The organism is Odoribacter sp. AF15-53 (assembly GCF_003479425.1).
GTDB lineage: Bacteria > Bacteroidota > Bacteroidia > Bacteroidales > Marinifilaceae > Butyricimonas.
In genome coordinates this window covers 108,526-131,975 of the sequence record NZ_QUHC01000004.1, presented here as the reverse complement: position 1 = coordinate 131,975, position 23,450 = coordinate 108,526, and the positions used below count along the sequence as shown (strand labels likewise).

18 protein-coding genes are annotated in these 23,450 nt (G+C 46.4%); 5 read left to right on the top strand and 13 right to left on the bottom strand.

Annotation, left to right across the window (positions count from 1 at the left end):
• Window positions 1-5 precede the first annotated feature (5 nt).
• From DWW52_RS10410 to DWW52_RS10385, 6 genes are all read right to left on the bottom strand, one after another.
• The gene (locus DWW52_RS10410; RefSeq protein ID WP_118715449.1) at window positions 6-935 is read right to left on the bottom strand and encodes an ABC transporter ATP-binding protein; all 930 of its coding nucleotides are present in this window, start codon (window positions 933-935) and stop codon (window positions 6-8) included.
• Between the two features lie 75 nt (window positions 936-1,010).
• Window positions 1,011-2,624, bottom strand: coding sequence for a PKD-like family lipoprotein (locus tag DWW52_RS10405; RefSeq protein ID WP_158582559.1), 1,614 nt, complete (start codon window positions 2,622-2,624; stop codon window positions 1,011-1,013).
• 24 nt (window positions 2,625-2,648) lie between these two features.
• The gene (locus DWW52_RS10400; RefSeq protein ID WP_118715447.1) at window positions 2,649-3,491 is read right to left on the bottom strand and encodes a DUF4843 domain-containing protein; all 843 of its coding nucleotides are present in this window, start codon (window positions 3,489-3,491) and stop codon (window positions 2,649-2,651) included.
• 28 nt (window positions 3,492-3,519) lie between these two features.
• Window positions 3,520-4,998, bottom strand: a complete 1,479-nt coding sequence (locus tag DWW52_RS10395; protein ID WP_118715446.1) for a RagB/SusD family nutrient uptake outer membrane protein — start codon at window positions 4,996-4,998, stop codon at window positions 3,520-3,522.
• A 10-nt stretch (window positions 4,999-5,008) separates the two neighbouring features.
• A complete protein-coding gene (locus DWW52_RS10390) occupies window positions 5,009-8,389 on the bottom strand; it encodes a SusC/RagA family TonB-linked outer membrane protein (RefSeq protein ID WP_118715445.1) in 3,381 nt (1,126 codons plus the stop codon).
• Between the two features lie 90 nt (window positions 8,390-8,479).
• The gene (locus tag DWW52_RS10385) at window positions 8,480-9,685 is read right to left on the bottom strand and encodes a FecR family protein (protein ID WP_118715444.1); all 1,206 of its coding nucleotides are present in this window, start codon (window positions 9,683-9,685) and stop codon (window positions 8,480-8,482) included.
• Window positions 9,686-10,460: 775 nt separating this feature from the next.
• Between DWW52_RS10385 and DWW52_RS10375 the strand changes: the two genes are divergently transcribed.
• Together DWW52_RS10375 and DWW52_RS10365 are read left to right on the top strand one after the other, a co-directional pair.
• A complete protein-coding gene (locus tag DWW52_RS10375) occupies window positions 10,461-10,973 on the top strand; it encodes an RNA polymerase sigma factor (RefSeq protein ID WP_118715442.1) in 513 nt (170 codons plus the stop codon).
• A 107-nt stretch (window positions 10,974-11,080) separates the two neighbouring features.
• A complete protein-coding gene (locus DWW52_RS10365) occupies window positions 11,081-14,419 on the top strand; it encodes an ABC transporter permease (RefSeq protein ID WP_148315352.1) in 3,339 nt (1,112 codons plus the stop codon).
• A 94-nt stretch (window positions 14,420-14,513) separates the two neighbouring features.
• Here DWW52_RS10365 and DWW52_RS10360 read toward each other — a convergent pair whose 3' ends face one another.
• Window positions 14,514-14,900, bottom strand: coding sequence for a carboxypeptidase-like regulatory domain-containing protein (locus tag DWW52_RS10360; protein ID WP_118715439.1), 387 nt, complete (start codon window positions 14,898-14,900; stop codon window positions 14,514-14,516).
• 269 nt (window positions 14,901-15,169) lie between these two features.
• Between DWW52_RS10360 and DWW52_RS10355 the strand changes: the two genes are divergently transcribed.
• Together DWW52_RS10355 and DWW52_RS10350 are read left to right on the top strand one after the other, a co-directional pair.
• A complete protein-coding gene (locus DWW52_RS10355) occupies window positions 15,170-15,643 on the top strand; it encodes a carboxypeptidase-like regulatory domain-containing protein (RefSeq protein ID WP_118715438.1) in 474 nt (157 codons plus the stop codon).
• A gap of 105 nt (window positions 15,644-15,748) precedes the next feature.
• Entirely contained in the window at window positions 15,749-16,096 is a 348-nt protein-coding gene (locus DWW52_RS10350) for a carboxypeptidase-like regulatory domain-containing protein (RefSeq protein WP_118715437.1), read from the top strand.
• A 44-nt stretch (window positions 16,097-16,140) separates the two neighbouring features.
• Here DWW52_RS10350 and DWW52_RS20945 read toward each other — a convergent pair whose 3' ends face one another.
• A complete protein-coding gene (locus DWW52_RS20945; RefSeq protein WP_158582558.1) occupies window positions 16,141-16,326 on the bottom strand; it encodes a hypothetical protein in 186 nt (61 codons plus the stop codon).
• Window positions 16,327-16,400: 74 nt separating this feature from the next.
• Complete coding sequence (locus tag DWW52_RS10345) at window positions 16,401-16,796, bottom strand: carboxypeptidase-like regulatory domain-containing protein (protein ID WP_158582557.1); 396 nt, start codon at window positions 16,794-16,796, stop codon at window positions 16,401-16,403.
• A gap of 198 nt (window positions 16,797-16,994) precedes the next feature.
• Here DWW52_RS10345 and DWW52_RS10340 point away from each other — a divergent pair, with 198 nt between their 5' ends.
• Window positions 16,995-20,321: a hypothetical protein gene (locus DWW52_RS10340; RefSeq protein ID WP_118715435.1), complete on the top strand. Its 3,327-nt coding sequence runs from the start codon at window positions 16,995-16,997 to the stop codon at window positions 20,319-20,321.
• 73 nt (window positions 20,322-20,394) lie between these two features.
• Here the strand turns inward: DWW52_RS10340 and hisIE are convergent, their stop codons facing one another.
• The 4 genes from hisIE to hisH form a co-directional block, all read right to left on the bottom strand.
• Entirely contained in the window at window positions 20,395-20,997 is a 603-nt protein-coding gene (hisIE, locus tag DWW52_RS10335; RefSeq protein ID WP_118715434.1) for a bifunctional phosphoribosyl-AMP cyclohydrolase/phosphoribosyl-ATP diphosphatase HisIE, read from the bottom strand.
• Window positions 20,998-21,008: 11 nt separating this feature from the next.
• Window positions 21,009-21,767: an imidazole glycerol phosphate synthase subunit HisF gene (gene hisF, locus DWW52_RS10330; protein ID WP_118715433.1), complete on the bottom strand. Its 759-nt coding sequence runs from the start codon at window positions 21,765-21,767 to the stop codon at window positions 21,009-21,011.
• A 137-nt stretch (window positions 21,768-21,904) separates the two neighbouring features.
• The gene (gene hisA, locus DWW52_RS10325) at window positions 21,905-22,609 is read right to left on the bottom strand and encodes a 1-(5-phosphoribosyl)-5-[(5-phosphoribosylamino)methylideneamino]imidazole-4-carboxamide isomerase (protein ID WP_118715432.1); all 705 of its coding nucleotides are present in this window, start codon (window positions 22,607-22,609) and stop codon (window positions 21,905-21,907) included.
• A 2-nt stretch (window positions 22,610-22,611) separates the two neighbouring features.
• Window positions 22,612-23,262 carry an imidazole glycerol phosphate synthase subunit HisH gene (gene hisH / locus DWW52_RS10320; RefSeq protein ID WP_118715431.1) on the bottom strand — a complete coding sequence of 217 codons (651 nt, stop codon included), beginning with the start codon at window positions 23,260-23,262 and terminating at the stop codon, window positions 22,612-22,614.
• Window positions 23,263-23,450: the final 188 nt, after the last annotated feature.

Genomic DNA, 23,450 nt, shown 5'->3' with positions numbered 1-23,450 from the left:
CGAACTTACGATTTACTTTTTCCCGATAAGCGAGCGAATACCTCATCCAGGGAACTCCGTTCCACGGAAATCTCACTTAACTCCCATCCCCGGCTTACACTTTCGTGTACCATACGGGCCGTCACGTCATCATCTGTATCAAACCACACCCTGAAACTCTTCGAGCTCACGGGCTCCACCCGGCTAATCCCCGGCACATGCTCCAGTTCTGCCACTCTCGGTGGATTCTTCAGCACGATCACGAACGAATTAGGCTGAATGTAATTGTTAAACTCATCCATTGTTCCCGAAAATACAAGTTGTCCCTCCTCGATCATCTTGATATGATCGCACGTCGCCTGCACTTCCGAAAGAATATGCGTGGAAAGCAACACCGAACGGTCGGTAGCGATCTCCTTGATCAACTCTCGGATCTCCAAAATCTGATTCGGGTCCAATCCGTTCGTCGGCTCATCCAACACCACAAACTTCGGGTTATGAATAATCGCCTGTGCGATCCCCACCCGTTGCTGGTAACCTCCCGACAAATGCTTCAACAACCGTTTCCGGAAATGCGTAATCCCACATTTATCCATAGCGTAATCCACCGATGAACGAATCTTCTTAGGGGCCACCGAACGCAAATCGGCACAATAGGCCAGATACTCCTCCACCGTCAAATCCGTGTACAACGGGGGCTTCTGCGGCAGAAAACCAATATTCATCTTCGCCGCAATCGGGTCTTCCCGGAAATTAATCCCGTTAATATACACCTCTCCTTCTGTCTGGTTCAACACCCCACACATAATATTCATCGTCGTCGACTTACCCGCACCATTCGAACCCAACAACCCCAGTATTCCTTTTTCATAAATCTCGAAATTGATATCCCGTATCGCCCACTGCACACTATAACGATGAGACAAATGTTCCACCTTTACAACCGGTTTCTCCATGTTATTCATTTTAATTATTAACCATTATGGTGGGCAAGGCTTTCGTCACGCCTTACCCACCCGCATTATTATAAATTATCTTCCTTGAGTCGTTATGTCCGAAATCTTCCCGAAACCGTCATACTTCACCTGTTTTTCCGCATCCAGATTTCCCGTTCCCGGATCTTTTTGCGGAATCAGATAGACATATCCCTCCGTATCCGAGGCTTGCGTCGCCATCATCACGGCTTTCGTGTTCAACGGCAAGGTTAACAACCCTTCCGTGTCACTGTCAAAATCATCAGAATTCACATTATACCTCCCCTGCGCGTAGAACTTCAGAACACTGATATTCTCTCCCGCCGTAACCGTGTATTTCAACGACGAACTGATTGTCCCGTCTATATTCAACCGTACTGCGTGAATTTCTCTATTCGTCGCCACGTACATAATCGGGTCCACCGTGCTAAAACAAATCGACACGGAACGATCTAGCAAATCTTTAATCGACGACGAGACCGCATACAAATAACTTGGTGTCGGATTAACCAAATCTGCATTCTGATTCTTTGTGAAGAACGTGTAAAGAGAATATTCCCCCGACACCTTATCCTTCAACACCATCACCAGCGACGAACCGTTCATAAAACCACCTGCCACGGCTTCCTTATCCGGTACTGCGGAAGGATCAAAGGGAAAATTTTCGTTATTCTCCGAGGGCGAATACAACGCACACTTATTCTGCGAGAAAGCCCCGTTAAAACGTCCGAAACGTCCCACATGGGAATCATACCAAATGGTAGCCCCGCTGGAATGCACACCATCGCCTGTGGCCGCAGCAACAACACGATTATCCACGTAATTGGATTGCACACCACCCAGATCGGAAACCACTTCCGGTTTAATAAATATCTCATCATTCTGACGAAGATGTTGATACACTTGATTATTCACCACCATTATTGTCGTTTGGGGAGCCGGGTAAAAATGTCCCGAAACATACGGCTCGGTCACGAAAGGAATAATCTTATCCGTACCCTTCACGGAATAATCCCGGCAATCAGCCCGGAACATCCCGTTCCTCCCAGCCATCCACAATATATTCTGGTACGTGCTCCATGTCGCACCCGACACCGTATAAGTCACGTTGTCAATCCAATCATCCAACGGTTCCCCCTTCGAAGAGAAAATATCATTATACACCACTCTCTCCGTTCCCGAAAACCCTTTGGTAATATCCTTATCCATAATTAACGACAAATCGGACATCTCTCCGTCCCAGGAATGAGCCACGATAATCCCCTCCCCGAACTGACTTTCCACCACTAACGAAAAAGTAGAATAATATTTCAGCGTTGTCACCTTATCCGTTACCTCCAACACCAGCGTGTAACCGCTGGCCAGAATCGGCATTGCAGCAATCGTGTCAAGCACTCGTTCGTTCGACAACACCTCTATCAACCCCGTTGACGAGCCTAACTCCACCTCCCATTTGTATTCCAGATCCGGATGATTCGCGTTCCCGTCCTTCTTCACGGGAACATCAATATGCAACTTTCCCAAATATGCCACATACTGCGTCTGTGGCACGCCGCTCACATCCAATTCCACGTTAGGGATATCCTTCGTATCATAAGTACTCTTGTCATCATAGCACGACACAAAACCGCACCCCAGCACGAGTAAAAACAGGTAATATATAGTTTTCATCTTCATTATCTTTAATCCGTTTTATTAAAAACTTCTCGCTCTCACAGGCTGATTCACGGCGAGTCCCCCGTCATGTAACAACGGGCCGCCATGCTCCTCTTCATAATCATCCAGATACTTCTGCAACAACTCATAATAAGCATTCGTGATTGCCGTATTATAAAACATATAACCATCCGGATCAAACCGGTTATACTGGGGCCATTGATCCGCTTGCCACGGCCATCCCAACGCTGCCAGAATCGCCTTATGCGCACTTCGACTATAATAATTATAATTAGCCAGATTCATACTCTGTCCCGCATTGATCAGGAAATTATACGTCCGGGCATAAAACGTACCACTGGGAAGCATGGGTAATTGATTATCCCAAGTGAACTTAATCCGGGAATATTCCGGTGGTCCCTCCACGAAATATTCCGAAGCGTTCAGCACGATTTCCATCACGCACGTCGTATCCTCCAGTTGAGTCAATCTCGGTAATTCCAGTGAGATATACCCGTAACGTTCCCCGGCAGGAATCACTGCATTCAACACCTTATATGAACCCTCCAATAATTGACTACTGTCCCGTACGACCGTATACCCCACCGTCCGATCATAATCCCGCACGTCACCCACCAACTTCAACGGGACATTCACCACCACAACCTCCTCCTCCGGATCGTTCCAGAACGAGTAATTCTGGTCAAACTTCTTCGTTGCCGTATTATATCCGGGATATGTCCTCACGTCCACACTATTCCAAGGCACCGTCACCGTGGCCAGACTCTCGTCAAACGTATCGATCCCCTCCTTCGAGCAACCGCCACATAGCAAACCGCCCAAAAGAAAACAAATTACATACAGAAAATTAAATCTGTTCATATCTTTTCATTTATAGCATTATTAATCATCATTGTGCACGTCCCATCTCCCGTTCGATAGCGGGATAAGGCCACAAATACCTTCCGTCATCCATCACGATCGTCGAACCGGGAATATCTGTCAACCCGATACGTTTAAAATAGAAGAATGTCACACCTTCACACAAAAACTCCCGACGATACTCGTTCATCAAGCACGTCAACAATTCGTCCCGCGTAAAACCGTCAATTTTGATATAATTCGAACGATACTCCCGCAAGGTCTTCAAATAAGATACCGCCTCGTTCAAATCAATACTCGCACCTTTCAAATAACTCTCGGCCACGATCAGATACATCTCCGGGAGACGAATCAAAGGCATCCGGTTCAGTCTCAGATACCCCGTAGACCGATCCTGCGCTAGCTTTAACGGCGTGTAATACCCATTGGCATTTCTGAAAAACAACTTCTCCCGGCGATAATCGGCATTCTCCCCGTCTCCTTCTTCCTCGTAAATACTGATCATATTCCCCTCGCTCAACTTGATCGCATTATATTCCGTACCTTCTAGGAAATTATAGAGATAAAAATCCTTCAAACGGTCTGTAAATGCCGGAATATTCAAAGAAGCGATATGCTCCGTGGAATGAACTGGGTCCGTTCCCACCACATCCGTTGTGATCCACCGGTAAAGTCCCAGGCGTTCACCATCACGAATTACGTCTAGTGCCTCCTGACGAGCCAATGCGATTGACGCATCACTTCCTTCCCACATATACACCCTCGCCAGTAAAGCCTTCACGGCGTAATAATTCAACCGGAAACTACGATCACTAAAAAATCCGTCATCATTCAACGCCTCATAATAATCCGCGGGATGCTTCCCCGTGATCGGTTCGTCATCCAGCAATCCCAACGCATCCGTCAAATCTTTAATCACCAGCTTAATCGTCTCGTCATACGATAACTGGGGAGTCATCTCCTTATCGTACACCGTCACGTAAGGGATAGTCGGTTTCGTCGCTTTATCCGTCCGGTTAGCCAAATTCCCGTATCCGTACAAACGCATCATATCAAAATGCAGCATACCGCGGATAGCCAACAACTCCCCTTTAATCATCCGATAAGAAAGCGGATCCAGCACATCCTGACGATTATCTATAAACTTCAACGCATTATTAGCATTAGCAATCACGCTATACGCCCTCTGCCAGACGGTATTAAGCACCGTCAACGAACGTTGAGCCGTATACTGGTAAGTGCCCATGGCATACACCTGTCCCTGCGAATGAAGCGTGTACTGCCCGCTTTGCATATCCACCGAGTACCACGTGAGCTGCTTCCCGTACAAATTTTCATTCGCCATACCAATATAACAACCGATCAAAGCCTGTCTGAAACCGAACTCATCACCGAACTGGTCTTCTTCCGGCACTTGCGACGGGGGCGTCGTGTCCAACCAACTATCACAAGCTACCACCGTGCACAACATCGCACACAACACGATATTTACTATTATTGTCTTCATATCTACCTAATTAAAATGTTCCAATAAGCGAAAACGACATCGTTCTGGCGAAAGGATAATCAAACCCTCTCTCGGCCTTTACTGAAGACATTTTCGCAATCTCCTCCATGTAGAACGACACCCTCAACCGTTTCATCCGAAGATAATTAAGCACTTCCGGCTGGAAATCATAATACACGTTCAACGATCCCCACGTCAACTCCCTGCAATCCTGCACGAAACGGGAAGTCGCCCGTGTCATCTCCTGACGGGATTGCGGATCTCCGTCATACTGGAAAGTTCCCAGACGCTTGAAAGGAGTCACCTGTCCCGGTTCCTTCCAACGCCCGTACAACGCCCGCTTATCCACGTTATAATTCATGTCCACGTTCTCCACGCGATCAATCAACGTTTTGTTATAATACTGGAACCCGGCTTGATAACGGAAGGTCGTACTGATACCAAATCCTTTATGCTCCAAAGTGAAACCGAAATTTCCCCGGTACTTGGGTAACTCGTTACCCACCGGACTCAAATCCGACTCGTAATACGTGTAAGTCAACGAACCGTCACGACGGATATAAACCTCCTGTCCCGTCATAGGATCAATTCCGGCTGAACGAACGGCCCAAATCGTCTCCATGGACTCCCCGTCCACGTACTTTAACACTGGGCGATTATTTCCCCGGTCCGAGGCCATTTTATCCCGTAACTCGTTAAAAGCGCGCATACTCTCCGACAAACGAATAATCTCGTTCTTCGTCGTCACCAGTGAACCGAAAACCGTGAGGAAAGTCCGATCCTTCTGCAACACGCCATAAGAAAGATAAGCCTCGATACCACTGTTACGCACCAAACCCAGATTATCCTTTACCGTCGAAAACCCCGTACTTGTCGGTACAGACACATCCGTCAACATATTCTCCGTATCCGCCCGGTAAAGGTCAAAACGCAAAACAGCCCGGTGAATCGTGGCGTCAAAACCCACGTTGTAATCCTTCTTCTGTTCCCACTTCAACGAAGGATTCGCCAAACGACCGAGATAAGACCCCGTCATTCCCAAATAATTCGCATCCGTGTAATACTGGTAAGTTGCCACCGCCTCGTTCGTATCGAAATTCTGGTTCCCGGTCAACCCGATCGAACCCCGTACTTTAAATTGACTGACCAAATCCTTCCAAGGAAAGAAAGGTTCGTTATGCAAGTTCCACCCCACACCCACGGACCACCCCGTGGCCCAGCGATTATCATTCCCGTAAAGAGAAGATGCGCTGGTCTGCACGTTAAAATCCAAGAAATACCGATCGTCATAACTATAAACACCACCCAACACAAAATTAATCTCTCGCCGTAAAGAAGACGATCCTTCCGGCCGCTTATCCAACGCGTACTGACGGGCAAACGTGATATCCGCAGATTGACTGTTCGGGAAACCCTCGGCCCGATGCACGTAAGCCTGGTACGAATATTCGGATATTCCAAAACCGCCCATTGCCACAATCGCATGTTTACCTAACGTGATAGCATAATTCCCGTGAATATCCCCGGACACGTCACTACTCCGGCCATTATCCAACCGGTAAGACCCTTTCCGCAATTGATCCTCCACCGGGGAATCCTTCGTGATACCAGCAAAATTGGAATGCGTGGCCGGCAAAAACTCGTCACCATCATTCCGTTTAAACGACAACATCACGCGGGCCCTCAGGATCAAACTGTTCATCAACCTCCATTCTACTTGAAAATTGTTCAAGAAATCCACGTAAGTCTCCCGTTTCAACGTACCGATTTCCGCATCATACATCGGGTTGGCAACCTTATTCTCGGCCCAACGCACCACCTGTCCCGTTTCCGTATCTTTAGCCCGCCAGTAAGGATTCATCTTCGCATAATCACTAAAATTACCATAAGGAGAATCATAACTCTTATTACTGTTCACCGTCATCGTATTGTTAAAAATCAGGTTATTTCTCCGGTAAGACAAATCCAGAGTCCCCGAAATATTCCGTCGATCTGATCCCTTCATCACACCAATCACCTGATTATACGACAAATCCAACACAGCCCTCAAAGTCTCCGCGTCACCCAGCTCCACACTCAGGTTATGCTTATGTCCCACTCCCGTGCGCAAAGGCTTTGACAACCAATAAGTATCCAGTCCGGCGGCAATCAACTGTTTCCGCCGTTGATACAACATCTGTTTCTCTGTATGTAACAGAAAATTCGCATCGTCATAAATTCCGTCAATTCGCTCCGCCTCCAGCTTCTCCTCTGCGTTACACAAATTATAACTACTCAAATCCGGCATCTGTATATCCACACTTCCCGTGTAAGTCACCCGCTGCTCGTTACCGGACAACCGCCTGGTCGTGATCACCACGACCCCGTTAGCCGCCTTTGAACCGTAAATCGCCTTTGCGGAAGCATCCTTCAACAGAGTCACGCTCTCCACCCGGTTCATATCCATATCCATCACCCGCTCTGCCGTCACCTCGAACCCGTCGAGCATAAACAACGGCTGATTCGGGTTATTCTGGTAATTTCCTTTCAGACGGACTCCAGTCTCCTCCAACGGGAAACTTGACACACCCCGCATTTTCATCTCCGGGATAGCGTTCGGATTGGACCCCATCTCCAGATTATCCATGATAAACAACGACGGGTCAAGATTCTTCAGACTCTGAAACAGATTCTGATTCCCCGCCCGCATGATATCCTTTGCAGTCATCGTCACCACTGCCCCCGTGTAACTACTCGCCTTGCGGGTAAAAATCCCCGTCACCACCACCTCGTCCACGCTCTTCACGTCCTCTTCCAACACCACGTCGATCTTCGTACGTCCGCCAATAACCACATCTTTCGACTTGTACCCCACGAAAGAAAACACCAATGTCGTCACGTTTGTCGGGATCGTGAAACGATATGTCCCGTCTATCCCCGCACTCGTACCCAGTAACAGGGAATCCCCTTTCACGACAACCGTCGTTCCCGGCAAGGGCTCGCCCCCCACATCCCGTACGGTACCCGTGATCGTGATCGACGTCGGTTGCTGGCGAGGTGTCACCACCACTTTCCCCTCGTACTCCATGCAAGTTAGCCCCGTCCCTTCCACACAAGCCTCTACCGCCGCCTTGGTCGTCACGTTCCTCAAATCGACGGTTACTCGTTTTCTCTCCCGCTCTACCTCCTCCTTCTTGAACACAACCAGGTTATCGCTCAAGCGATTAATTTCGCGTAACGCTTCAAGCAAACCCGACGCTTCAAGCTTCAAAGAAATTCTTTTTACATTTTGCTGTCCGTAGACCGGTGAATAATCCAACAGTGTGATTAAGGATAGTAAAAACAATCCGCATAACACACCACGCATCACCGAAAGTCTACAAAACACTTTTGTTTTGCAGTTTTTTTTCATAGCTTTGTTCTGTTTTAATTAAACAAGTACCTTGTTATCAGCAAGGTCCCAAGCCGGGAATGCCTCCTAAACATTTCCGGCATTTTTTTCTCACCTTTTTTCTATAATATGTACAACTCCATTCTCGAACTTAAACTCCGGTCCCCCCGCCAGCGTCAACATCTTCAAAATAGACGTCAACTTCTCATCCTTACTCATCTTCCCGCTAAACGTGTGTCGTCCCTTCATTCCTCCGTCATGCACGAAACGGACATCGTACCAGCGAGACAACATCCGGGTCACCACCTCTATATCATCCTCGTCAAACACGAACTCCCCGTAACGCCACGCCACCACGTTCTTCGTATCCACTTTCCGCACGGAAAACTCTCCTGTCCCTTTTTTCCAGCAAGACTGCATCCCCGGCTTCAACACCATCGACGGGATATCCGATTTCTGATCCCTTAAACTCACCTGTACTTTTCCCGTCAACAATGTCGTGTAAACCGACTCCTCATCCTCGTACGCACTGATATTGAATGCCGTCCCCAACACCTTGGTTTCTACATCTCTCACCTGAACAATAAACGGCCGTGACGAATCGTGCTTCACCTCGAAATACGCCTCCCCTTTCAACTGTACCACCCGGCGATCACCAATAAACTGTACCGGATAAACTAATTCCGACGTGGAATTCAACCACACTCGCGTTCCATCACTTAACACGACAAAAAAATCTCCACCCACGGCCGTCATTATTTTATGGAACTCTTCCTGTGCCGGAACAGAATCCGTATTTATCTCGTACAACAAACTCCCCTTCGCCCCGATCAATGTAGCTTGCGCCAACTTCAGACTATCGGGCACGTGCTTCACCAGCCCGATACGTTCCCCGTTCCCCAACACGAGCATCACCTTCTCTTTCTCCACCGTTATCTCTTTCAGATCACCTTGAAGACTCATCGTCCGGTGTACCTCCACCTTCACTAAGGGATGAAAAATCGTTAAAATCCCCACGAAACACGATGCTATGGCCGCACCCACCACGATTCGCCTCAACGGCATCCGACGAGAACCATGCACGGACAAACGACGAGACACCTCTTCGTAAACTTTTTGGAAATCAGTCGTCTGATTAATTTCATCCTCTAATCTCAATCTTCGTGCAATACACTTTCCCCTGATAATATCCTTATACAACCTCCGATTGGCCGCTTTCTCGTCCAACCATTCACCTAAAATCTCCCGTTCTTCATTGGAAGCCATTTCCAAGCGTACCCGGATAATAATTCTTGCCAGTATTTGTTCTCTCTTCATCACCTAAATCATCTTGCATTTTGTATATAGACACCACTGGTCAAAGTACGGGATGAATCAAATCCTGTTTTTTTTCACGCCTCGTGACAAAGCCTGTCCGAAACATTCCTCCACAGGCTAAAACCGGAATCTGAAAAAAAATATCCGATATCTCAAAAATCCATATTCAACAATCACCACGTCACCACCTCCCGGACAGACTCAGCCAAAATCACAGATTTCAAGTAAAAAAAACAGGATTTCATTCATCCCACAAGATTCCGAGCGGTGTCTATAACTATAATATACCGTGTCGAACAAATATCCAGTATGTTGTATGAACACCCAGAGCACGTTAACAATCAAACATTTCAACCGAGATTCCCTGCCGCAAAATCTTATTTCCCCGGAGATTCCCTCTCGAAGTCTCCGTGCATTCCCCGACACCTTGTATCCACAGGGACTATTTCCCTGTCCTCTAAACTTTTGGACCAACAATAACCCCAAGATAGCATTTCCAATATTTAACACTTATTACAAACTATCAGAAAACAATCCTCGAAGAGCCATCCCCGACAATTCGCCCCCAAAAAACAGACATCAAGATTTGATGACACTTTGTCCTCACGGAATTTTTATCCACCTTGTGTTCACGATACGAATTTTCCTTCACGATTCATATCCGACAACAATTACAAATGAAGGATATTTCAAAAAACACGATTCCACATTTTCTATAATCACCCCTGACGCAAACTTCACACGAACAATACGGTCTGTATAAGTGCTACAAATTATGAGAGAAAGTCAACAGCTAGAAATTTTCATCCGAAAACACTATTCCTCCATGCGTGCCGTTGCCCTACGCTTCATCGGCTCGCCCGACATCGCACAGGATATAACCCAGGAAGTCATCATCAAATTCTGGAAAAACCGGGAAAACTACCCCGATATTGAATCCGCAAGCAGTTACCTCTACACCATGATAAAAAATGAATCATTGAACTACTTACGGGGAACAGAACGAGAAAAAAAAAGATACAACAAACTGGAAATTGAAGAATACGAACACCCAACCGTCCTCAACCGATTGATAGAAGAAGACATCAACCAGATACTCATCGACGCAATCAACAAACTTCCGGGCCAAAGTGCCCGTATCATGCGCCTCGTACTCTCCGGTTATGAAAATAAAGAAATAGCCCAGGTGATCGGTGTTTCCGTCAACACGATAAAAACATTAAAGTATTCCGCCATGAAGAAACTAAAGGAGTACCTCATTTCCAGGTACAAGGAACAAGAACTATAAAACGCTCTCTTTTTCACATATTCTCTTTATTCCATTCATCTCCTCCCGATCCGGGCGGTGTCATTATATAAACAGGAAAGACCTCGTGTCCCCCCTAAAACATAACAATGATGAACCTGCAAAACATAAAAACAGTAGCCCGCTTCGAATGCAAAATACTCCGTAGAACCCCCGTACTCACCGGGATCGCCATTCTCGGACTAATCGTGATATTCATGTTACAATATTTCCAGCAAGGCAAACAATACACCGCCTTCTGGTACATGATAGCACTCCCCTCCTGCTTGCCGTTCATTAACGCTCTCCTGTTCTCGTACCTCCAGTCCTTCCTTATCATACTAGCCGTCAGCGAATGGAGAAGAAGCGAAACAAGAGCCGAAACGCTCGAAGCGTTAAGACCAAGGCAGATCAACAACTCGGAATACATACTCGGGAAAAGCCTCGGGATACTCGCCACCATACTCACGCTCAATCTCGTTTCGATCACGTTGAGCCTCGCCATCCACCTGTTTAACAGTGATGCCCCTTTTCACTTGCGACCCTACATCTTCTACTTATTCACTTTCACCCTCCCCTCGGCGATCTTCCTGACCGGGATCTCGACCGCCCTCTCCGGGTGGCTGAGAGGGAAAGGGATATCCCTGATAATCCTCCTCGCCTTCTTCCTCGTGTCATGGTATTACCTGCCCCTCTTGCAACACGGACTTTTCGACTACCAGGCCACCCGCCTACCGAATCTCTTTTCCGATATAACGGGACACGCCGCACTCACTCCCTACCTCCTGCATCGTCTCTTTTTCCTAATCACCGGTATTGCCACGGTAATCCTTGCCATCGGGTTCGAAAAGCGACTTCCCCACCACGTTCGGGACAACACGCATTCACGCATGGCCGGAACGGGTACTCTCTTCTTGGCCCTGCTTGTTGCGACAAACTTCTTCTACCATTTCAAAAACATCGATACCATCCGGGAACACTACCGGGCAACCCAATTAAAACACGATCAAGTCACCCCGGTACAAGTCAAGAAACACGAGATCACCGTGAAACAAGAAAAAAATCAACTCTTCGTCCAGAGTCTCTTGAGACTAGAGAACCCTACCGAATCCCGGGTTGAAGAAATAAAACTCTACCTCAATCCCGGCTTAAAAATCACCCACGTTACAAACCGACACGGGCAAGCCATCCCCTACCAAAGAGAACATCAAGTGATTCGCTTCGAACAATCTCTCGCCCCCGGTGACAGCATCACGCTCGCCCTGGAATACCAAGGCATCATCGACGAAAGAATCTGTTACCTTGACATACCTCCCCCCGACTATTGGGATTCTCAACTATACGCATCTCCCCTGCACACCGGGAAACATTACGCTTACGTGAGTGACGATTACACCCTCTTAACCCCGGAATCCATCTGGTACCCCGTGATCCTCCCACCCGTGAATTTACGATCACCCTACCTCTCCGGGAAACATTTCACCCGTTTCCATTTGAACGTCATACAGAGGCATAACAAAACGATCATCACGCAAGGAACACCTCGCCTATCCGGTGACACGACCCGTTTTGACATCGGGCACGCTCTTCCCGCTATCTCCCTCTGCATCGGCGATTACGAGAAGCGTTCCATCGTGGTCGATTCCGTGCTCATGGAACTTTACACCTTTAAAAATCATTTCCACTTGGCCAACTTGTTCGAGGAGATGACCGACGAAGAACTACATACCTGCTTACGGGAACAAAAAGAATACTTCGAAAATCACTACAACCTCCGTTATCCGTTCAAAAGATTCGTTCTGACGGAAACCCCAGTTTCCTTCGCCTCAAATGATAGACAATGGGCTGATACACACGAGCATGTCCAACCCGAAATCATCATGTTCCCGGAAAAATGGATCACCCTACGCAAACTAGCTCCAAAACACGTGCGGAAATTAATTGCCACACATAAACAATCTAGGAACACGCTTGGCATTAAAGACTATATTTCCGACGGAGACATCTATTTGAAGATGTATTTCACCCGTATCGCACTACAAAATTTCTCAACATCATTTACATCCCGTAATCTCCTTATCCCTTTCCTTCCGTCAAGCCAAAGGGAGTATTCAATAAATAAACAAAACATCAGAGGGTTATTTAACGCATTCACAAACTACTGGCAATCGAGCAAATACCCGATCGTAAACAAGGTTATTTTCACCTTTGAAAGTCAAAATAACATCCAAGACATCAATTTTGAGGGCAACATAAAATGGTATCTTGCTCATCACTACCTCTCATCGCACAGTTTCAGAGATGCGATAAATAACCAAGCCCTCTCACGAGACATCTTCGACGAGATCCTTCGCCTGAAAACAGGAGACTTACTTAACCATGTCACGTTAAAAACTACCGGAAAAAACTTCTTACACTTTATCCGTACCTACAAAAACAAATTCCCGTTTCAAGCCCTCTCCTTCGACTCTTTTATCCATGAAGTTAAACAAGAATATGACATAGAACTCGCATCAATTCTACCCTCTTGGTACGATTCCTCCCGAATACCAAGCTATATCATTAAAGACATTCATATATTCCAGATCGAGACTGATGACGACAACTGTTACAAGGTATGTTTCAAAATCCAAAACACTAGTGACACGGACGGAATCATTTCATTGACAACCAACGGGAAAGAACAAAAAAAATACTATCTCATCCCCGCCTACTCCTACTGGAGCATCCGGGAAAAATACCAAGAAAAAACGCATACCGTAAGCATTCATACCCCCCTCTCTCAAAACATTCCTTCCGGCTACCTACAAAGTTTTAATTCCATTATCAACACGACCCGGGATACTTCTTCCGGAATGTTTCAACTATCCCCACGAGATTTCTTACCTAACTCGGACGAGATCATTGTAGACAACGAAGATCCGGGATTCCGAATCGTAGAACCAATCAAGTCACTGAAATTGAATTATTTCACAAAAGAATTCCAAAATCCCGTATTCAAAAGCATATCAACGCAACCTTATACAAAGGACATATTCCCGAATCATTGGACAAAATTCATTCATAGTAGTTATTTTGGTACCACGATCAAAAGTATCGTATGCAAAAAAGCGGGAAAAGGTGATCACCATGTTTCATGGACCGCACATTTACCTAAAACCGGACAGTATGAAATTTTTATTCTTACCTTATATTTCCAGTCACCAGATAGAAATATTTACGAGCAATTTTACACGTTAAAAAATCAAAATATCGAAGAAAACATTACTATAACAACTTCTAAAGAATACCCAACCCAAGAATGGATTTCAATTGGGACATATCATCTAAATGAGGGAGAAATTACATTAATTTTAAATGACAAAGGAACACATCCACACCAAATCATTTCTGCCGATGCTGTTAAATGGAAATATATAAAAAACAAAAATGGAAGCTCGTACGAATAAAAACATTAAATCTAAAATTAACACAGAAAAGAGGGAATTATCGAAAGTTTAATTCCCGACACTCCCTCTCACAAGATTATTTTTTAGATTTACACTAATCTTCCTTAATTGCAACGATCATTCCTACTTTACCATACACACATCTTTGCATGAATAACAAACGCCCCTGATCATCAGTTTCCTCTTCCATGATGACATTCACTACATTCGAATCTCCTACAATTTCTTCATGAATTTTCATTCCGGACAACGTGTACACTAACGTGGTACCACGAGGCACTACAATTCTATATTCTCCATTAGAATTCGTTGTCGTACCGTATAAGGTACCTTTTATCATGATCGTGACATTAGGCAAAGTATTTCCTTTATCATCAAAAACTCTACCGGCAATTTCTTTCGCTTGAGCAACAGCACTCAACCCGAAACCCATGACAACCAACAAGGTCATCATCCATTTTTTCGATACTAATTTTTCCACAAATTTAAAGTTTTAATTAAACAAATAGAATCCATTTTCGGAATTCCTTTCTTTCAAAAAATAATGCAGGTAAACCACACATTATTTAATATCAATTAAATAATAGACACCACTCGCCACGACACGGGATGAATGAAGATGAAATTATCTTGAAAAAATTCAAAAAAAAACGACAGATTCATTCATCCCCTCCCGATCCGGGCGGTGTCTATTATTTGAAATCAAGCTGTTTCACATAACAGCCATTGTTTAATTAAAACATTATAACTATGAAATCTAAACCATTTTCGAAACGAGTACTCGTGCTCTTTGTTCTATTACTAGGATTTAGCCCGTTTGCCCAAACATCCGCCCAGGGCATCACGGGAACCGTGACAGACCGAGCCAAAAACCCGATCATCGGTGCAACAGTGAGGATACAAGGCACCAACATTGGCACCATGACCGACTTCGACGGCAATTACACGATCTACGCCATGCCCAATGACACGCTCGTGTTTTCATACCTTGGCATGAAAACCGTGAAAGTCTGTGTAAGAAGCTTTAGAAGCGTCATAGATGTCGTGTTACAGGATGATTTCGGGGGCTTCGAAATTTCACAAGCCTATCCCGGAATAAACATCCCTAGCGTAGAATACCGGGCTATTCGTCCCCGGGGCATGCAACTACACGCCATAGAAGAATTTCCACTAATCAACGACAATCACTACAAATACTCACGTATTCGTCCTGATAGAAATTAATTACACGACTTAACCATCCCCCAAGAGACCGGCCCGTGATAAACCGGTCTCTTCTCGCTTATTCAATATAACCGGAAATATATACCCAAACTAATACAAAACGCCATGTTTAAAATATTATTAATATGCACCATAGTTGGCAGCTTCATACTTGGAAGCAACGCCACGCCCATAACTGTTGAACCCGGAAAAACCATCACCGGAATTGTAACGGATAGCGTGACCGGAGAACCCATCCCTGATGTAATCATCATGGTCAAAGGAACTGACATCGGCACCGTGACCAACGCAAAAGGACGCTACATCTTCATTGCAACAGCCAATAGCACATTAACATACTCCAAAGAAGGGATGAAAACCCAAGAAATTCTCGTGGGAGAAAAAACAACAATAGACGTGAAACTGAAAAAAGAGTCGAAAGACACGAAATCTACCAAGCAAACATCTCACTAAAACAAATAAAAGGAACTGCCCAGCAAGTAAATCGGCAGTTCCTTTCACGTCACGGGACACGTCCTTTCATTCTTCTCCTGAACGATCAGCAACAAGGCATTCCCCCGCAACGATCCACCTTCCGATTCTACCCGAAGAACACGCTCATACCCAGAAATACTTGTTGCCCGAATAACACCACCCGTTCCCCGACATGAACAAACAGGAAGATTTCCTGAAAAGAGAATCATCGTAAACAAGGGGCGGCGGACAAAATGTATCTACTGCCCTGTTTATTCCCGAAAATAGGTTTGTACTTCACCAATCACGCAACGTCATTTTCTTTTCTCGGAAGAAACAAATACATTTTCTCTCCAATAAATTTATTTTCAGATAAAAATGATCTATTCTCCACTGCCGCTTCCTTCAATTTTATATCTCCTGCCTTCCACTCTTTTATTTTTATTTCTTTTGTTTCATATCCGTCAAAACTAAATACTAACGTAGCATTAGACGATACCAGTATTGCAAATCTTCCATCACGATCTGTCCAAGTTCCATACGAAGTCCCTTTTATCAAGATAGTAACTCCAGGTAAAGGTTCTCCTACCTCATCAGTTACACGTCCCTCTATTCTCAACGATTGAAAGAATGCTCCAAATCCGAAACACGTGACAATTAAGAATGTCATCATCCATTTTTTCAAAATTAAACTTTTCATAAGCATTTAGTTTTAATTAAACATATACCTCTCCTCTTTCCAAACGTCTCAATTTATAGACACCGTTCAAGGAACCAAGGGATGAACAAAAACAATAACAATTTTAATTGAAATTATTATACCTCTTGTTCATCCCGCATACCTCCCGGTGGTGTCTTATTATTAAAAGACAAAACGTTTCACGTCAACCATCGACTTATGAACTTTCACAATATCCGCCTAATCGCCCGTTACGAGAGCAAGTATATTTGCCGGAACCCAGTCTTCCTCGGGATTGCCCTTAGCGGCTTGATCATCATCTTTATCATGCAAAACCTCTTGCAAGGAAAAGAGCACGCCGGGGCATGGTTTCTCGTCTCCCTCTCCTCGGCCGTTCCGTTCATAAACGCTTACCTGTTCATGATCCTCCAGTCCGTCCTCGTTATCCTGGCTACCAGCGAGTGGAGGACTTCCGAGAAAAGGGCGGATACCCTAGAAGCCCTGCGGGTACACCCCTTCAACAATCTGGTGTACATTACCGGAAAAACACTCGGAGTCGGGATCGTTTTGCTGGTTCTTAACTTACTATCCATGTTGTTGGCCGCCGGGATAAACCTCTTCGCTAGTGATGCCCCTTTCGACGGCTTACTCTACCTCTTTTACGGGGTTACACTCTCGTTCCCCGCCATGCTATTCCTCACGGGACTTGCCACGCTCGTCTCCTCGTTCATCAAGAACAGGGCGTTAACCATTCTTCTATTAACGGGGTTTATCACCTGTACCATGTACTACTTGACCGACATCCAACACGGGATGATCGACTACATGGCCACCACGGTTCCGAACGTGTTCTCCGAGGTTTTAGGACACGTGGCTCCCCGTCCATACATCACCCAACGAATCGCTTTTCTAGCCCTCGGGATCGGGTGTCTCGGGATCGCCGCTACTCGACAGGAACGCTTACCCGACAACCCGGAAGATACCTTTCTTCCCGGGACCGTCGGGATCGTTTTCCCGCTCCTAGCCATCACGGCTGGGGCGATCTTCTACCTCCATTACAAGGCAGACGGGATCGCTCGTGACCGTTACAGGGAGACGGGGATGAAATTTGCTGATTCCTCTCCCGTTCACGTGCCCGAACATGCTATCACGTTCAAACAAGAAGGGGAAAGCGTATCGGCCACCAGTCACCTACGGGTGATTAACCGGGAGGGACGAACCGTCAACAAGATCATCCTGTTCCTGAACCCGGCGCTGAATATCACCCGACTCGCCGGGGGAACAGGAAACGAGATTCCCTTCCAAAGGGAGAACCAGGTGATCGTGATCGAGCAAAAATTGCAACACGGGGAAATACTAGATATTCAAGTCGATTATCAAGGCACGATTGATGACCGAATTTGTTATCTCGATTCGGACGATCAAAATTTCCGAGACTATCAAATGCGAAATTGCCCTCTCTACTTCGGGAAACGCTACGCTTACATGGATAAGGAATACACCCTTTTGACCCCCGAATGCCTGTGGTACCCCACCCCCGTTCCCACCGTGAACCTCGTCTTACCTTGCAACTCCAGGAAAGATTTCACCCGCTTCAGCTTGAGCGTAATCGTCCCGGGGGAGAGGACCGTGATCTCTCAAGGCTCACCACGACGACATGGCGACACGACCAGTTTCTCGAACCGGCAAGCCATGCACGGGCTTACCTTGTGCACGGGCCTTTACGAGAGAAAAACCATCACGATCGACTCGGTAAATATGGAACTGTACACCTTCAAGAAAAACAACACGGTCTCCACATTATTTAAAGACGTTCCAGCAGGGAAGCTAGAAAAATACGTGTCCGACATGAAAGAAAGGATAGAAAACTACTTCAATCAACCATACCCGTACGATAAGTTCCTGCTGGCAGAAACCCCCGTTTCTTTCAACGCCAATCGACGAAGATGGGAAAATCAAGGAGATTTCGTGCAACCCGAAATCGTCTTGTTTCCCGAGAGATGGATTAACCTCCGAAACCTGTACCCCACCCGCTTCTTTAAAGATGGAAAACAACATGAAACTATCCGGGAAATGATAGGTTTCTTTAGTGATGAAACACGGGAAGAAAGATTTCTGAAAGCTTTTACAAATCGAATATTTAGAAATTCATTTCACCCGTTTTACCCGCATAATATCTTTATCCCCGACCTGACTAAACGTAACCGAACACGAGTGGAACTACCCAACGAGCAATGCCTGCAACCCCTGTTCGATCGCCTACCAAACTACATCTATTCTGATAATTACCCGGTCATGAATAAAATCATATTTCTACTCCAAACCTCCGACAAGCCCACCTCGGCGATATTCTACGGGAACTCAATCTCGCTCGCCGCTTCACGCTATCTCTCGTCTCATTGCCTGAAAGAGGCGATCACAGACCCGACGCTACCGGAAGACGTGTTCCTGTACATTCTCAAACTAAAAACAAGAGAACTTGTTAATCTTCTCGATTCTAAAAACACGTCGGTAAAAACACAACAGTTCATCAGCGAGTACAAACGAATGCACTCGTTTCGGGAACTCGATTTCAATGATCTCAACCGCAAAATAAAAGCTCACTTCGAGGTCGACCTCGACTCGGTATTACCCGGGTGGTACGAGGCTAAGGAGATTCCCGCTTATACTGTCAGGAATATTCAGGTATGCAAAATAGAGCCGGGCGAGTTTATAACCTACCAAGTCAGTTTCGAGATACAAAATAACGGAAAAGTTGACGGTTTTATCTCCTTAAGTTCCAAATTGGGGGAACCAAAAGACAAGTGGCAAATATACCACGTCCCCGCCGGGAGCTGCTGGAACATAAAAAAGGTCTTTCACGAAAAACCTGAAATTATTTATATTGACCTGAATCTTTCACGAAATCTCCCCTCCGGCATCACACAAGGATGGATTAATAAAATCATGGGCATCACGAGCGACACTTCCGAGGGGCAATTCACCATGAATCCCCGAGAATTCTTGCCTGATCCCACCGAGATCATCGTGGATAACGAGGACCCGGGATTCCGGTTAAAATCTTCGAAAAAAAAGAAACTCGGCTCCCCGTTCAACGGGAAAAAAGAGAAAACGTACATTTTCGATGACGCATCAATATATACCCAAGGTACCAAGCTCCCGGTACAATGGACTTCTTACGTCGAGGCAAGCCCCTATTACGGGAATATCATCAAAAGTTGCCTCTACAAAACATCCGGGAAAGGCGATAGCCCCGCCACATGGGCCATCGAATTACCCAATACCGGGCGATACGAAATCTTCATTTACGTCCATCCCGCTCAACCCCTGTTCAAAGGAATCCCCGAACAATACTACACGTTGACAACCAAGGAAGGCATCGAGAACGTCACCTTGAAAATAGATCAAACCTACAGTTGCTGGGCCTCTATCGGGGTATACGAACTGCAAGCCGGGGAAAACAGCATCACACTAAGCGACAAGGGAGTTGATCCCGTGCAAATGATTTTTGCCGATGCCGTGAAATGGAAACTGATTAGCAAATAAAACAATTTATCAACAACACCCAAGGCAACCGGATCACGGAATCAAGTATCACGGAATCAATAAGATTCTAAATTCACTCCTTGTGTCTTCCCTTCAACATCCCGATCACATCCTCCAACCCGTACCCTTTCGCAATCAGTAACACGATATAGTGATACATCAAATCGGCAGCTTCATTTAAAAACAACTCCTCGTTATTATCCTTGGCCTCGATCACCAGTTCGACAGCCTCTTCCCCCACCTTCTGCGCCACTTTATTAATTCCCTTGCCAATCAAACGAGCCGTGTAAGACACTTCCGGAGAATCCTCTTTCCTTTTCTGTAAATAACGCTGTAAATAAAACAAGAAATCAGCCTCCTCGTTCTTCTCTCCCCAACACGTATCCTGTCCCGTGTGACAAGTGGGCCCCACCGGATTGACCTTCACCAACAACGAGTCCCGGTCACAATCCGCCAACATCTCTTTCACAAACAAAAAGTGTCCGCTTTCTTCCCCTTTCGTCCACAGGCGTTGTCGGGAACGACTGAAAAAACACACCTTACCGGAACGCTCGGTCACGGCAATTGACTCCCGGTTCATATATCCCTGCATCAACACCACCCGGGTATCAGCATCCTGTATAATAGCCGGAATCAACCCGGCTGCATCAAATTTCAATTCTGTAACGTTTATCATTTCTATTTCATTTATCGAACAACTATACCTTTTTCTCTCAAAAAACACTTCAACTCCGGGATTCGAACCTGCCCGAAATGAAACACCCCGGCAGCCAACACCGCATCCGCCTGTCCACGGGTAAAAGCATCATAAAAATCCTCCATACACCCCGCTCCCCCGGAAGCAATAACCGGGACATTGACTAGAGTTGTCATCCGGGCAACCGCATCACAAGCAAATCCCTGATGTGTCCCGTCATGATCCATGGAAGTGAATAAAATTTCTCCCGCCCCCCGTTCCTCCACCTCTTTCACCCATGAAAAAAGTTCCCGTTCCGTCTCCACACGTCCCCCATGACTGTACACCCGCCACTCACCCCCATCCTGCCGGGCATCCACCGCGACCACGATACACTGTTTCCCGAACGCTGCGGCAAGTCGGTCAATCAACCCCGGTTCTTTCAAGACACTCGAATTAACCGACACTTTATCCGCCCCCTTCCTCAGAAGAGCCTCCACATCCCGTTCCGACACGATCCCTCCTCCCACGGTAAAAGGAATCCGTACCTGCCGGGCCACTCGTTCAACCCATTCCAACCGCGTCTTCCGGCAGTCATTACTTGCCGTGATATCCAAAAACACTAATTCATCCGCCCCCTCGTCCGAATACCGCCCGGCCAACTCGACAATATCCCCGGCATCCCGCAAATTCTCGAAATTCACCCCCTTCACCGTACGCCCCTCCTTCACATCCAAACAAGGAATAATCCTTTTCGCTAAAAATACCATATTAATTTTAAATTTTAGATTTTAGATTTTAAATTCCAGCTACACAAAGTCAGACTTATTTCTTGATTTATGATTTCCGATTTAATCCAGCAGCACAAACTGCTGTCAACAAAGCGCCCCACAGGGGTCCACAAACCTTATAAACTCTCTTCCATTTTCCCCTCGTACAACGCCTTTCCCACGATCACGGACGACACCCCCAAACTCTCCAACGCCCGAACATCCGTCCATGAACCGACCCCTCCCGAGGCGATCAGCGAAATATCCGGATAACGGAATACCAACTTTCGATACAAATCCAAAGCAACTCCTCCCAACATCCCGTCCCGGGCAATATCCGTACACATCACGTACTTCAACATCGGCAAATAAGCATCTATCAACTCGTAAATCGTGGTTCGAGTCTCCACCTTCCACCCCTGAATACACACCCGCTCATTCCTTACATCCGCCCCGATAATAACCCGATCCGCCCCGAATTTCTCCAACCACCCGGAAGTCACGTCCCGATCTTTCTGGGCCATACTCCCGACACAAACAAACGAAGCCCCGGCATCAAACACCCGGCAAATATCCTCTTCCCGCTTTATTCCCCCGCTAAAATCAACCTTCAACCCGGTAGCCATGCAAATTCGCTCCAACACGTGCAAATTCATTATCCGGGAAGCCTTAGCCCCATCCAAATCCACAAGATGCAAGCGTTCCATTCCCATATCCTCAAACCGCCGAGCCGCCTCCACCGGATCATCATAATAAGTCTTACACTCGTCATAATCCCCTCTGGTAAGCCTCACACATTTTCCCCCGATAATATCTATCGCCGGAATCACTGTTATCTTCATACTCACATTTTTAAAAAGTTCTCAATAATCCTTTCTCCCACCCCCGCCGACTTCTCCGGGTGAAACTGACATCCCCAGAAATTACCTTTCCGAATCGCAGCAGAAAACACCACCTGATAATCACACGAGGCCACAGTATACTCACTCACGGGCACGTAATACGAATGCACGAAATACACCCGTTCACCCTCGTTCACCCCTTCCAACAACCCGGATTTCAAATCATACACCCCGTTCCATCCCATGTGAGGCACCTTACTCGATTTCTCGAACTCGTTCACCCGCATCGGAAATATCCCCAACCCTTCCGTTGCCCCCTCCTCCGAGTAAGCGCACATCAACTGCATACCCAAACATATCCCCAGCATGGGAACCTCCAATTCCGGGATCACCCGATCCAACCCGTACCTCCTCAATTGTCGCATCGCCGCTGCCGCCTGTCCCACCCCCGGAAATATCACCTTATCCGCCCCCCGGATCACCTCCGGATCTGCACTACAAACCACCTCTCCCCCCAATCGCTCGACCGCAGCCTTCACCGAAAATAAATTCCCCGCCCCGTATTCTATAATCGTCACCTTCGGTGAGTTACAAGTTACAGGTTTACAAGTTACAAGTTCTTCCCTATCATCCAATTCTATCCTTTTTTTCATCCTAAATTCTAAATTTCTCTAAATACCCACATTTTCAGTAAGAGTCACCAGCTCCTCCTCTGTTTATGAGGACGCTGCAAAAGTTCTACTATCTTGAACTACCACCCCTAGCCCCTCCTTACACAGGAGGGGAAACCGCTTGGTAATCCTCTCTCCCCCGTGTAAGAGATCTACACTCACTAATCAGC

Bases quoted from the DNA above. Each gene is read 5' to 3' on its own strand.
- DWW52_RS10410 (WP_118715449.1), bottom strand. From the start codon at position 935: ATGGAGAAACCGGTTGTAAAGGTGGAACATTTGTCTCATCGTTATAGT.
- DWW52_RS10405 (WP_158582559.1), bottom strand. From the start codon at position 2,624: ATGAAAACTATATATTACCTGTTTTTACTCGTGCTGGGGTGCGGTTTT.
- DWW52_RS10400 (WP_118715447.1), bottom strand. From the start codon at position 3,491: ATGAACAGATTTAATTTTCTGTATGTAATTTGTTTTCTTTTGGGCGGT.
- DWW52_RS10395 (WP_118715446.1), bottom strand. From the start codon at position 4,998: ATGAAGACAATAATAGTAAATATCGTGTTGTGTGCGATGTTGTGCACG.
- DWW52_RS10390 (WP_118715445.1), bottom strand. From the start codon at position 8,389: ATGAAAAAAAACTGCAAAACAAAAGTGTTTTGTAGACTTTCGGTGATG.
- DWW52_RS10385 (WP_118715444.1), bottom strand. From the start codon at position 9,685: ATGAAGAGAGAACAAATACTGGCAAGAATTATTATCCGGGTACGCTTG.
- DWW52_RS10375 (WP_118715442.1), top strand. From the start codon at position 10,461: ATGAGAGAAAGTCAACAGCTAGAAATTTTCATCCGAAAACACTATTCC.
- DWW52_RS10365 (WP_148315352.1), top strand. From the start codon at position 11,081: ATGATGAACCTGCAAAACATAAAAACAGTAGCCCGCTTCGAATGCAAA.
- DWW52_RS10355 (WP_118715438.1), top strand. From the start codon at position 15,170: ATGAAATCTAAACCATTTTCGAAACGAGTACTCGTGCTCTTTGTTCTA.
- DWW52_RS10350 (WP_118715437.1), top strand. From the start codon at position 15,749: ATGTTTAAAATATTATTAATATGCACCATAGTTGGCAGCTTCATACTT.
- DWW52_RS20945 (WP_158582558.1), bottom strand. From the start codon at position 16,326: ATGATTCTCTTTTCAGGAAATCTTCCTGTTTGTTCATGTCGGGGAACG.
- DWW52_RS10345 (WP_158582557.1), bottom strand. From the start codon at position 16,796: ATGAAAAGTTTAATTTTGAAAAAATGGATGATGACATTCTTAATTGTC.
- DWW52_RS10340 (WP_118715435.1), top strand. From the start codon at position 16,995: ATGAACTTTCACAATATCCGCCTAATCGCCCGTTACGAGAGCAAGTAT.
- hisIE (WP_118715434.1), bottom strand. From the start codon at position 20,997: ATGATAAACGTTACAGAATTGAAATTTGATGCAGCCGGGTTGATTCCG.
- hisF (WP_118715433.1), bottom strand. From the start codon at position 21,767: ATGGTATTTTTAGCGAAAAGGATTATTCCTTGTTTGGATGTGAAGGAG.
- hisA (WP_118715432.1), bottom strand. From the start codon at position 22,609: ATGAAGATAACAGTGATTCCGGCGATAGATATTATCGGGGGAAAATGT.
- hisH (WP_118715431.1), bottom strand. From the start codon at position 23,262: ATGAAAAAAAGGATAGAATTGGATGATAGGGAAGAACTTGTAACTTGT.